Raw genomic sequence first — 12,124 nt, 5'->3', positions numbered from 1 at the left:
CTGGAACGGTGCCGATACTCACCTCGCAACAGCGCACACTCCTCGAAGGCGCTTGCACCAAAGGCCGACGGGCCTCCGAACACGCCGTCCGCGCCGCACTTGCCGGGCTGGCTGTCACCGCGGAACGGCCCCCCGCCCACCTCAACGAGGACGACCGACAGATCCGCCGCGGACTTCGGGCCAAAGCACGCCAGCTCGGCGACCACGGCGACGGTCTCCCCCTGCTCGTCGCGGAATGCGCCTACGAGCAATGGCACCGCCTTTTGTTCGCCCGCTTTCTCACCGAGAACAACCTGCTCATACACCCCGAGTACCGGGTGCCGGTCACGCTCGCTGACTGCGAGGAACTCGCGGAGTCGCTCGGAGCGCCCGACGGCTGGTCCGTCGCTGCCCGCTTCGCCGCCGAAATTCTGCCCGGTATTTTCCGCCAGGATGACCCCTGCATCCGACTGCGCCTCGCGCCTGAAGGCCGGCTGTCTCTTGAAGGTGTCGTCGCGGCCGTACCGGCGGAGGTGTTCACTTGCGACGACGCGTTGGGGTGGGTTTATCAGTTCTGGCAGAAGGATAAGAAGGCCGAGGTCAACGCCTCGGAGCGGAAGATCGGTGGAGCCGACGTCGCTCCGGTGACCCAGCTCTTCACAGAGAATTACATGGTCCGATTCCTCCTCGAGAATTCCCTGGGCGCCTGGTGGGCGTCCCGACACCCAGACAGCTCGCTGGTCGAGGATTTCGAGTACCTGCGATTCAACGACGCTGGCAAGCCCGCGGCGGGGACATTCGATAGCTGGCCTGACCGCATAAGCGAAGTCACAGTGATGGATCCGTGCTGCGGATCGGGCCACTTCCTCGTCGAGGCATTCTCGATGCTGTGGCGGATGCGGGCCGAGGATGACGGACTCGCGCCGGTCGACGCGCAAGATGCGGTGTTGCGCGACAACCTCTTCGGCCTGGAGCTTGACCCCCGCTGCGTTCAGATCGCGATGTTCGCACTGGCGCTTCAGGCGTGGAAGTCGAGCGGGGAATGGCGCGAAATCCCAGTGCCGAACGTCGCGTGTTCTGGTATCCCCGTGAAGGCACCAGCTGAGGAGTGGCGGGCACTGGCTAACGGTGATCAACGACTGGAAGACGCCCTTGTACGGTTGCACATCCTCTTTCAAGACGCCGACACGCTGGGTTCTTTGATCGACCCGAGGCGCGCTGCAGAGATCAGCGGTCCGACCGGGTCGCAAATCTCGCTTGAAGACGTCGACTGGGAAGAATTGCTGCCTTCTGCACAGCGGGCATTCACGAAGGAGGGACACGACCCCGCGGCGTCGGTCCTCGCCGCAGACGTGTCGGGCGTTTGGCGCGCAGCAGAACTGCTCACTCGCAGCTTCACGCTCGTCGCGACAAACGTGCCGTTTCTCAGCCGTGGGAAGCAATCGGCGGTGCTGCGGACGTACTGCGACTCGCATCTGGCCGAAGGTCGTGGCGACCTTGCGACTGCGATGCTGTTGCGGTGGGCGCGGGTGGCGACAGTGGCGCTAGTTACACCCCAGAACTGGCAGGAGAAGTCGACTTATTCCGATCTGCGACAATGGGTCTTACACAGTTCCAGTTACAGGCTTTTCGCCCGGATTGGCAACAACGTCTGGCAGACGCAGTCGAGTGGCCAACCTTTCAAGATGCCGACAGTGCTGTCCGTTCTTGAGCATCAACAGCCCAGCGACAAGGCAATGACATCCGTCATTGACATTGGAAACGGATCGCTTGCGACGAAGGCTCGGGACCTGGCCAAGTCAGACACCGCAGCCTTTCTGCAGAGCGCACACCAAGACAATCCCGAGAGTCGGATACTGCCGGTACCGGTCGCCACTTCGTCGGTGTTGCTCGGTTCTATCGCGCGGTGTCTTCAAGGAACAAGTACGGGTGACACACCGCGGTACGTACGGCAATTTTGGGAGCTGCCGCATGTCGACCGGCCATGGCATCGTTTTCAGTCCTCGACTGCCGTAACCGCGCCATATGTTGGTCGAGAATCGGTGGTGCGTTGGGATCGGCCAGGCGGCGTCGTCGATGAACCTGGGTCCGCGGTCAGGGGGGAAGAGGCTTGGGGGCATCTCGGCGTGTCCGTGACGCAGATGGGCAACCTTAGTCGGACGCTATACCTTGGTGATCGGTTCGACACAAACGCCGCAGCAGTCGTTCCCCATGATGCTGAGTTGGTCCCCGCTTTGTGGGCTTTCTGCACGTCTGATCAATTTGTCCCTACCGTTCGTTCGGTCGCTTCGTCTACTCAAGTAACCAACGGCGCTCTTGAACTTGTGCCATTCGATGTCGAGCACTGGCGCAAGGTTGCCGAGGACGATGGGCCACTCCCGGAGCCAGATTCCACTGATCCGACACAGTGGCTTTTTGGGGGCCGACCCGACGCTTCGACGGCTCCACTTCATGTGGCCGTCGCGCGGCTGTTGGGCTATCGGTGGCCTGAACAGTCAGACTCAGATGATCTCAGTGCGTTCACCGACGCCGACGGGATCGCCTGTCTTCCCTCGGTCGCAGGTGAGCCGCCGGCCGCCGAGCGGCTCGAGCAACTGCTTGCGACGGCATTCGGCCAATCCTGGTCCTCAGCCAAGCAGAAGAACCTCTTGGAATCGACGGGAAGCAAGAAGAACAACCTAGACGACTGGCTACGGGATGACTGCTTCAAACAGCACTGTGCACTTTTCGGCCACAGGCCGTTCGTGTGGCACATCTGGGACGGCCAGCGCAATGGCTTCGCGGCGCTGGTGAACTACCACCGGCTCGATCGCAAGATGCTCGAGAAACTCACCTACACCTATCTCGGCGACTGGATCGAACGCCAGCGCGCGGAAGTGCGCGACGACGCGGTTGGGGCGGAGGCTCGACTGGCAGCCGCATCGGAGCTGCGAAAGTCGCTCGAACTGATCCTCGACGGCGACCCGCCGTATGACATCTACATACGCTGGAAGTCATTGGCAGAACAGGCCATCGGATGGGATCCAGACCTCAACGATGGCGTGCGTATGAACGTGCGGCCGTTCGTCGAGGCCGGGATTCTGCGCTCTTCATTCAGCATCCATTGGCGGAAGGATCGCGGCAAGAATGCTGATGGATCGGAGCGACTAAACGATTGCCACCTCACGACTGCCGAGAAGCGAGCATCACGAGGTGGTTCTGTATGACAGAGACCGTCCTCGACCGCCTCGGTGTTGCTCTGGACGAAGCGGCAAGCAGCGACAGCAATGTCTTCGTGCCACCGGTCGCAATCCTGTGGCCGGACAAGGGCAGACAGTGGGAGGGTTTGATTGAACGGCTTCGCCAACGACGGCGAGTACTGACACTTGGTCCACATAACCCGTCCGCGGGTACTGGCCCGGCGTATTGGCTTCGATGCGTCGTAGCCGGCGCGCTTGAGGTCGACGGCCCGGGCGGTCTTCCCGTCATCTATCTGCCGGGTGTCGCGCGCGATGACCTTCGGTCCGTGGCTGCAAATGATCAGACTCTTGCCCCGCTGGCTTCGGTGCAGCACCGAAGCCAGTGGTTCACACAGTCGAGTGGCAAAGACTGGACGGTACGTGCGCTGCTGATCAATCAGGAGCGCGGGCTCGGCCTTAATGTCGCTGGTGACGACCCGACGACGCAAGCTCTGATCGCTGGGCTAGACAATGTGGTGCAGTTACCCATTACGCGTTTGAAGGAGCGCTACATCGATGCAGCGTTTCTCAATGGTCTGCTCAATCCCGATCCTATCCGGCTGCTGCTGCAGTGGATCGATGACCCCGGAGGTGTGCGGCAGGAACTGAGCGACGTTGCTTGGAACGCCTTTGTTGCACAGTGCAAGTCAGATTTTGACTTCGCCCCGGAAACAGCCGGGGTGATTGAAGCAGCCCGCAGACTTGGCGCAGCGGAAGGCTCTTGGGAGCAGGTGTGGCAGCGTTTCCGAGAATCGCCGGGCGATTATCCGGGCATCCAGCAGCGACTGCGCGACGCAAGACCAATGGAGCTGTTCACCCCGTCCGGTTTGGCCTGGCCGCAAGACAACGAGGCGGCCGAACATCAGCTTCGGAATCGATTACTTGATCTGCCTTCTCTAACAGCCGCTGGCGCAGCTAGGGAGATCGCACAGCTCGAGCAGGCTCACCGTGAGAGGCGCGGATCGGTGTGGGCGCAACTGGGACAGTCGCCCCTTGCTTTCGCCGTTGAGCACCTGGCCGCCTTAGCCGCGGAATGCACCTCGGCTCCACCGACGGGCAGCGTCGAACAACTTCGCAAGAGCTACGCGACGGATGGGTGGAGGATCGATCGCGAAGCGCTGCAGGCACTCATCGAGGTCGATCAGCAGCCCGACGTGAAAGCCATCGCTGCAGCGTTGGAAGCGGTGTACAGGCCCTGGCTCGAAGCTGGTGCGAAAGCGCTTCAGGATGCGGTCGGCCCCGAGGCGAATTCGGGCACCTATGCGTCGAGCGGTGCACCGAATCCCTCGGCGGGCCAAGTTGTGATGTTTATCGACGGTCTGCGACTCGATGTCGCTCACCTGCTGGTCGAGCGGCTTGAAGGCGCTGGCGCGAGAGTCACAACGGACGTTGGCCTGGCAGCGTTACCGACAGTCACCCAAACGGCAAAGCCTGTCTTGGTGCCGATCAACCAGGCGCTCCTGGGACCAGGTGAGGCGCTAGACGCTTGCCGGATCTCGAGTGGGGCGGCGGCCGGCGTTCAGACTTTGCGTTCCTTGCTGGCCGAGGCGGACGTGCAGGTACTCACCTCACAGGAGGTCGGAGACCCTTCCGGGCGTGCGTGGACGGAGACCGGAGAGATCGATCACAAGGGCCACCACGCCGGCACTCGGCTTGCCCAAGAGATCGAGGGCGAGGTCACCAGGATCGCACGGCGGACTCGCGAGTTGCTGGACGCCGGCTGGTCCGTCGTCACTATTGTTACCGACCATGGTTGGGTCCTTTTGCCGTCGGGCCTGCCCAAGAACGAGAGCCTCCCAGTTGCCGCGACTGTCATGAAGAAGGGCCGCTGCGCTCGCCTGAAGGACGGTGCGTCTGTCGAAGTTCCAACCGTGCCGTGGCAGTGGGACAACGATGTCCGAATCGCCATCGCGCCTGGCATCTCATGCTTCGAGGCAAACCAGCCGTACGAGCACGGCGGAGTAAGCCCACAGGAGTGTTTCGTGCCCCGGCTAACCGTCACGGCTTCGGCAACGAAGGTGAGTACGCGCGCAGAGATCACCAGCATCAAGTGGCGAGGGCTCACCCTTGTCGTCGAGTTCGCCGACCTGCCGGATGGCGCCAAGGTTGACCTACGCCGCCAGGCCGGCGACGCGGCATCGAGCATCGCTGACGCGGCTCGGTTTACGACCGGAAGTGGCAAGGTCATTCTGCTGGTTGAAGACGAGGACCTCGAGGGCGTAACGGCTCAGCTCGTTGTCGTCGACGCCGACGGCACGAATCTCGTTCAACGCGAAACCACCGTGGGACAGAACCGATGACCCAGCTCGACGACCTCGACTTTCTTGCCTCACAAGCGTTCGACGGCTATCTGGTCAAGAAAGACCTAGCCCAACAATTCCGAGGCCAATACCCAGTCCCAACTTACGTCGGCGAGTTTCTACTCGGACGCTATTGCGCGACAACCGATCCCGACGAAGTCGCAGCGGGACTGGAGATGGTGCAGCGTTCGATGAAGGAACGCACTGTCCGCGCAGGGGAGGAAGAACTATTCAAACACCGCGCCCGGGACAAGGGACGGGTGAAGATCATCGATCTTCTTCGAGCGCGTCTTGACGCTCGCAGCGACTCCTACAAAGCCGAGTTACCGAGCCTGCAACTCAACGACATCCACATCTCGGCTGAGTTGGTCAATGAGCACCAACGGATGCTGACTGGCGGCTTCTACGCCGAGGTGACCTTGGAGTACATCGCCGCGCTCGCCCAGCAGCAAGGCGGACAGCCGTTCCGCGTCGAGGCGATCCGACCGATCCAGATGTCCACTCATGACGCAGTCGGCGTATTCACCTCGGGTCGAAAGCATTTCACTTTGGACCAGTGGAGGAACCTACTGCTGCGCAGTGTTGGCTTCGACCCTCAGCGCTTCGCTCCACGGCAGCAGGACATCTTGCTGCTGCGGATGGTCCCATTCGTCGTCAACAACTACAACGCTGTTGAACTGGGTCCGCGTGGAACTGGCAAATCTCACTTGTTTCAACAGATCTCGCCATACGCCCACCTCGTGTCTGGCGGTAAGGCGACCATCGCGAACATGTTCGTCAACATGAACACGGGGCGACGCGGCTTGGTCGCACAGTACGATGTGATCTGCTTTGACGAGGTGTCCGGCATCTCCTTCGATCAGAAGGAGGGAGTCAATATCTTGAAGGGCTACATGGAGTCCGGAGAGTTCAGCAGGGGCAAGGAGTCGATCCGCGCCGATGGCGGTATCGTCATGGTGGGAAACTTCGACGTTGATGTTTGGCACCAACTCCGGACCGGCCACTTGCTCGGACCATTGCCCAAAGAGATGCGCGATGACACCGCCTTTATGGACCGCATCCACGCGTACATACCGGGCTGGGACGTCCCGAAGCTCGACCCCAGCTACTTCACCGATCATTTTGGGTTCGTCAGCGACTTTCTAGCTGAGGTGTGGAGCCGGCTCCGTCGGGCATCCCGCCTTGACGCCACCCAAGGTCGACTCGAGTGGGGCAACCAATTGAGCGGCCGCGACCGCAAGGCAGCGAATAACACCGTCGACGGGCTACTTCGACTCCTCTACCCCGATCCGGAGATGGAGGTACCCGCCGAGTTTCTCGCCTGGGCGGCAACCATCGCCTTGGAGTCACGCCGGCGCGTCAAGGAAGCCCAGGCTTTCATCGGTGCCGACGAATTCGGCCAAACAGACCTGTCTTTCAGCATCGGAGGCGCGCCAGAGGTCATCGTCTATTGCGACGAGTCGCTCACGCATCGTGCGCAACTCGAACGCGAAACTCGAGACGGGCAGACCGGCGCCCGCGCAGCGAGTAGCGAGGTGCTCCCAGCCCCGGACCCCGGCGAGGTCACCTCGAGCGTGCACGCTCGCGACTACGCCGTAGGTGACACGATCGGCGGCCGATTCGAAGTTGAGGAAGTACTGGGCAGCGGCGGATTCTCGAAGGTCTACCGGGTGCGCGACGTTGTCGAGGGCGAGCAGCGTGCGCTCAAGTTGTTCGATAGCGCTGCCGGATACGACGCTGTGCGACGCGAGATCGGCGCACTCCGCAAGGTCGACCATCCGAACGTCGTGAAGGTCATCTGGGCCGACCGTACCGACCACAGCGAGTGGTACCTCATCATGGAATACGTCGAAGGCGAGTCACTCGCCGACTACGTCGACGGAAGTAAGCATCTCCGGGGCCGTGAGGCAGTCGATGTAGCGCTGGACGTACTCGACGCGCTGGCCGCATTTCATCCAGACACAGAACGAATCGAAGTGCTCAACCACAAGAAGAGTGAAGGCGAGATCAGCGCCGACGAGTACGACGAGCTGATGTCGCTACACGAGAAAGCGCTCGTTCATCGGGACATCAAGCCGCAGAACATCATGCTCACACGGGCTGGAGCCAAACTCCTCGACTTCAACATCGCCTCGCGTGTTGGTGACCCAGTGAAGACTGTATCGGGGACACCGCCCTACCAACCCCCAGATGCCGACCTAACGCGGTGGGACGTCTCCACCGACCTATTCGCTGTGGGCGTCACACTTTATGAACTGCTGTGCGATGGCCAGCACCCATTCCCTCACGCTCGACCAACCTTAGATTCGGACCCACGAGATCCACGTCAGTTCCGAAGTGACCTCGCCGGAGGCCTCGCGGAATTTCTGGGGAAAGCTTGTGCGCGCGATCGCAAGAGTCGATTCCAGACCGCCGCGGAGATGAGGTCTGTGCTCGCCACGCTGCGCTCGTCGCTGTGATCGAATCCATCGAGAAGCGGCGTGGCCGCGCATCGATTTGGTAGTCAAAGCCGGCCTGCGCGTCAGTTGATTACACACGGCTAATTGTTGATCCAAGTGATGTGCTTGAAGGCGAGCTTCGTCGTCAAGTACTACGACTGTGCCGATGAACATGGGGTCCCGTTCGAAACGACCCAACAGCGTCGTAGCCCTCGGCGACGAGAGCTCTAGCGCCGGCCAAAGAGCAGGACGGGTAGGGGTGCCAAAGTTGCGGCGGCGGCGCGTCTTTGGACCAACCCGGATCGTGTTTCTACCCCCGGAGTATTGGCACTGATGCTCAGGAATCATCCTGTTCGCCGTGGCCTACGCCGAGAGCTGCCACTGGCAACCTGCGCGCGGGCGGGCAGTGCCGCCGTCTGCTCGACGAGCTGGCCCGCGTGTACGGGCTGCACGTCGGAAGCGGTGACAACGCATGCTCGAGCGCGCTGATGACAGCGACGACCTCGGCGCGGACGCACTGGATGACCCGGAGCGGTTCAGGTTGCGATCCCAAAAGGTGACCCGATGACGCACAAGAAGGATCGCGAGCTCACGGGCGGCGCGCGATGCGAAAAAGCCGGCGCTTTGGATGGCCTAACAGAAGGGGCCAAGGTGCGTGTGCGGACATCCGCAGCCCTTTCACTGCGGGATGGCGCAGGTGAATGAATGTTTCGGCGAGTGCGGAGTTGGTGGTTGCCGGTACGACTTGTTCAACGATGACGTCTTCGCTGGCATACCTTCGCTCTTTACGAGCCGAGCGCGACGAGCGACGGAACCGACCGCGACCCTGGGAACAGGCGGTGGTTTCGGAGACAGCGCGCGCGAATCACGATAATGAAGACGCGTGGGATCTGGCAGCAATGCTCTGCGGCACAATGCGCTCAAGTAACAAGAAGGCCCGGTCCGGGCGGTCGTCCAAGCGCGATCCAGCTGTGCTCGATGCGCTCCAAGCGCTTGGCGGGGAACCGAAAGACCTCTCTCCGCATGACGCGGTCTACGTCCGATACTGCCTTCCCGCCACCGGTGCAGTCGGGGCAGCATGGTTGGCATGGCTGAATACGGGCGAAATGCGGATCCGGAAGTCCTTGCTGCGAAGCATCTCCGCATTCGTGAACTTCATGTAGCGCCGTTGAATGAACTCGCCGACACCATCGCTGACGTCAGAGGTCTGCCGCGCAGCTATATCCCGTATGTCGATCCAGATTGCGGCGGTGTCCACGCCCGCGCACTCGTGATGCTCGACAACCCATCGACCAATGCCGAAGCAGGCACTGGCTCAGGTCTGCTCAGCCTCGACAACAATGACCGCACTGCTCGCAACTTACGCCAGGCTTTCCAACGTCACGACATCGCGTGGAAAGACGTCGTGCCGTGGAACGCGGTTCCGTTCCCTGTAGCCGGAAAGAACGGCGGGCCAACCGCGGCCGAACGACAGCAGGGCGCCCCGTGGATCAAAGAATTTGTCAGTCGCTGCCCGAACCTCGAGATCGTCCTGCTGCTCGGCCGCGCGGCAGAGGACGGTTGGAAAAGGGCTGGTGTGGCGACCGCCTTTACGCTGGTTCCAGGACCGGTACCGCACTGCTCTCCACGTGGGCTAACGACCGCTAATGCCAGGCAGCGGTTCGATGACGCGATTGCGTATCTGGCTAACGTGCTGAAGAAGGCCCGAAAAGCTAACCAGCATTTCTCAGGCGGTTTGGCCAGCGCTCCGGAGGGAGAGGTCCACCCTCGGCCAGGCCCTGCTGGCGCCCTTAACTCGGAAGGTGTCTTGCCCGCCAAAGCTACTGTCGTACCAGGGTCACGCCATTAAGGTACTCAGCTATGACCGGTTCCCGGGACCCGCACGCTGCTTGGATCACGCGGGTATGCGCCAATTGCGGCCCCGGGATACTGTCCCGATTTGATCCTGCGGCACAGCGAACGATGACGTTCCATCCCAATGCGTGGTTGAAGTGGAACCCAGACGACGTCGACGTGGCTTGGGCGCTCGATCACTACAGGAATGGCATCCACCGTCGCGATCTCTGGAGGCTCGGACAGGACCTGAGTACGCCGACGAACCGCCGCAAGGCTTTCATCGCCACGCTTCTTTGGGGAGTAGGGACGACAAACCGGTACTACGGTCGGCACGCAGAAGCTCTTTCGTCGGAAGACCTTCAAGCGATTCTCGATAAGACGGTTGTGCAGATCATTCGGAACGATCTCGAAGGGGCTTGGTCTACCGCGGCCCACATACCTGGTCTCGACTATCGCTTCTTCACGAAGTGGCTGTGGGTAGCCGGCGTAGACGCGCGCCTGCAAGCACCGCCGCTAGTTTTCGATAGCCAGGTTCGCCTCGGTCTCCAAAAGACAAAATGGCCGTTCCACCCGCGACGCATCAACGATTGTCAGCGCTGGGTCAACTACTGCATTGACGCAGCAGTGGTGGGCAGGAATTTAGGTGTCACCGGGGAATGGGTTGAATACTGGCTGTTCAGCGGCGCGCCAGGTGCGCCTTGCGAGTGATCGTTAATTAGTGGGTCGCAGTGGCGTGTGACGATGCGCTGGTATGCCCAACCCGAAGGCGAGTCGACTGCTGAGGGTCTCGCCTCGGCCGTGGTCAATGGATAAGGCCAATGATGCGAACCCAGATTCGGCTGCGAGCGTTCTCGACGACACGGAAGAGCTTGCCACCTCACGGGTCGACAGACCTTGGGCACTGCGACCCTATGTCGGGATCCAAACGGGCAGAACCTTCTACACCTGTCCGACCTCGACAACTACGCTAAGGCCGCTTGCGTTTCGGCTGAAGGATGGCCGCCTCGTGGCGATGTGGTGCACCGGGTAGTACGGCGAACAGTCATAGGTGTCGGTCGAGGCTGCCCACAAAGGTCCCTCCGCCGTCGGCCGACATAGCGGTCGCGACGACGACTGCTTCGTACGACAAGCCCGGTGGACTTTACAAAGAACAGGTTGTGCGGCTGTCGGCGCCGCTGCAGAACTATCGGTTGGACCTGTCCGGCTAAACCTCGCGTTCGTGGTTGGGTTCACAGGGTGCCCAGCGCGCAAGCCCGGGAGATGATGTCCCTGGGCACAATCACGTCGGGAGCATCGGGTGGCGCTATCTGAGTACGAGCAAGAGCAGCTGGGGAAGGTCAATGCGCAGAAGAAGCGCACCCTGAAGCGTTCGTCACGTCGACTGATGCCCTTCACGGTCGGCGGGCTGGGCTCGGGGGTGGTCAACACGCTGCTGAAGCTGCCGGTGCTGCGCGAGGTGAAAAAGCCGGGCGCGGCGGTGCTGGACAGCGCGGCCGCTGGCGCCGGCAAGTTCATGACCAGGACGGGTCAACTGGCAACCTCCGATGCTCGCGTCATCGGCGCCTACGCGAAGAAGGGCCACCGGGTCGAGCATCTCGACGACATCCGGAAGCTCGACCTGCGAACCATTGACGAGGTGGCGTCCTTCGGTCTCCGGCATCGCGCCTACTCGGCATCGGCGGCGGCGGAAGGCGCGGCGGCGGGCCTGGCCGTCAGCAGCGGTGAGGCGGCGGCAACCGCCGGTGCGGCGGCCACCGCGGGCGCCGCGGCCGGGCCGGGATTGGGCACGGTCGCCACGGCGATGGGCGTCGACGCCGCCGCGCTCTTGACCGCCTGCAGCGCCGTAGTGGCGCACGATGCACTCTATTACGGCTACGACCCGCTCGACCCCGCCGAAGAGATCTTCATGATGCACGTCATCGCCTTGGGCCTCGCGGAGACAACGCCGGCGAAAGTCGCTGCCTACCAACAGCTTACGTTGTTGACCGAAAGCCTCGCCCGCAACGCGGCGTGGCAGCAACTCGACCGGCAGGTAGCCGTCAAGGTCATCCAGAAGTTCGCCGTCAAATTCGCCCAGGACCTGACGCTGAAAAAGCTGGTGCAGCTGGTCCCCGGCCTCGGCGTCGGACTCGGCGCGGCCCTGAACTGGACGACGGTCGGCGAGATCGCCGATGCCGCCTACTGGGCCTACCGCGAGCGCTTCCTATACGAAAAGGGCGCCGAATTCGAGCCCATCGCAACCGATGTCGAGGGGGCCAAGAACGAGGATCGACTATCGCTCGATCTCGAAGACATCCTCAAGTCGGAAGGCATCCAGCTCGACGGCGAACGCTAGCCACGGTGACCCGACCGC

General features: G+C 61.9%; 7 protein-coding genes. All 7 read left to right on the top strand.

Annotated elements, in window-relative coordinates; genetic code table 11:
- The first annotated feature begins 8 nt into the window (after positions 1-8).
- The 7 genes from BN973_RS18570 (at position 9) to BN973_RS18545 (ending at position 12,106) form a co-directional block, all read left to right on the top strand.
- Positions 9-3,185, top strand: coding sequence for a DNA methyltransferase (locus BN973_RS18570; RefSeq protein ID WP_036470025.1), 3,177 nt, complete (start codon positions 9-11; stop codon positions 3,183-3,185).
- Positions 3,182-5,497, top strand: a complete 2,316-nt coding sequence (gene pglZ, locus BN973_RS18565; RefSeq protein ID WP_036470023.1) for a BREX-1 system phosphatase PglZ type B — start codon at positions 3,182-3,184, stop codon at positions 5,495-5,497. The genes BN973_RS18570 and pglZ overlap by 4 nt, the downstream gene beginning before the upstream one ends.
- Positions 5,494-7,956 (top strand): BREX system Lon protease-like protein BrxL, encoded by a 2,463-nt coding sequence (brxL, locus tag BN973_RS29985; protein ID WP_051641339.1) that lies wholly within the window; start codon positions 5,494-5,496, stop codon positions 7,954-7,956. The genes pglZ and brxL overlap by 4 nt, the downstream gene beginning before the upstream one ends.
- A 543-nt stretch (positions 7,957-8,499) precedes the next feature.
- A complete protein-coding gene (locus BN973_RS31115) occupies positions 8,500-8,640 on the top strand; it encodes a hypothetical protein (protein WP_156959182.1) in 141 nt (46 codons plus the stop codon).
- A 382-nt stretch (positions 8,641-9,022) separates the two neighbouring features.
- Entirely contained in the window at positions 9,023-9,784 is a 762-nt protein-coding gene (locus BN973_RS30620; protein WP_330981740.1) for a uracil-DNA glycosylase, read from the top strand.
- Between the two features lie 11 nt (positions 9,785-9,795).
- Positions 9,796-10,479 carry an 8-oxoguanine DNA glycosylase OGG fold protein gene (locus BN973_RS18550; RefSeq protein WP_139830116.1) on the top strand — a complete coding sequence of 228 codons (684 nt, stop codon included), beginning with the start codon at positions 9,796-9,798 and terminating at the stop codon, positions 10,477-10,479.
- Between the two features lie 589 nt (positions 10,480-11,068).
- Positions 11,069-12,106 (top strand): EcsC family protein, encoded by a 1,038-nt coding sequence (locus BN973_RS18545; RefSeq protein ID WP_036470015.1) that lies wholly within the window; start codon positions 11,069-11,071, stop codon positions 12,104-12,106.
- Positions 12,107-12,124: the final 18 nt, after the last annotated feature.

The organism is Mycobacterium triplex (genome assembly GCF_000689255.1).
GTDB lineage: Bacteria > Actinomycetota > Actinomycetes > Mycobacteriales > Mycobacteriaceae > Mycobacterium > Mycobacterium triplex.
This window is presented reverse-complemented; position numbering and strand designations above follow the sequence as displayed.

Coding starts and splice junctions, on each gene's coding strand:
- pglZ (WP_036470023.1), top strand. CDS start 3,182: ATGACAGAGACCGTCCTCGACCGCCTCGGTGTTGCTCTGGACGAAGCG.
- brxL (WP_051641339.1), top strand. CDS start 5,494: ATGACCCAGCTCGACGACCTCGACTTTCTTGCCTCACAAGCGTTCGAC.
- BN973_RS31115 (WP_156959182.1), top strand. CDS start 8,500: ATGACGCACAAGAAGGATCGCGAGCTCACGGGCGGCGCGCGATGCGAA.
- BN973_RS30620 (WP_330981740.1), top strand. CDS start 9,023: ATGGCTGAATACGGGCGAAATGCGGATCCGGAAGTCCTTGCTGCGAAG.
- BN973_RS18550 (WP_139830116.1), top strand. CDS start 9,796: ATGACCGGTTCCCGGGACCCGCACGCTGCTTGGATCACGCGGGTATGC.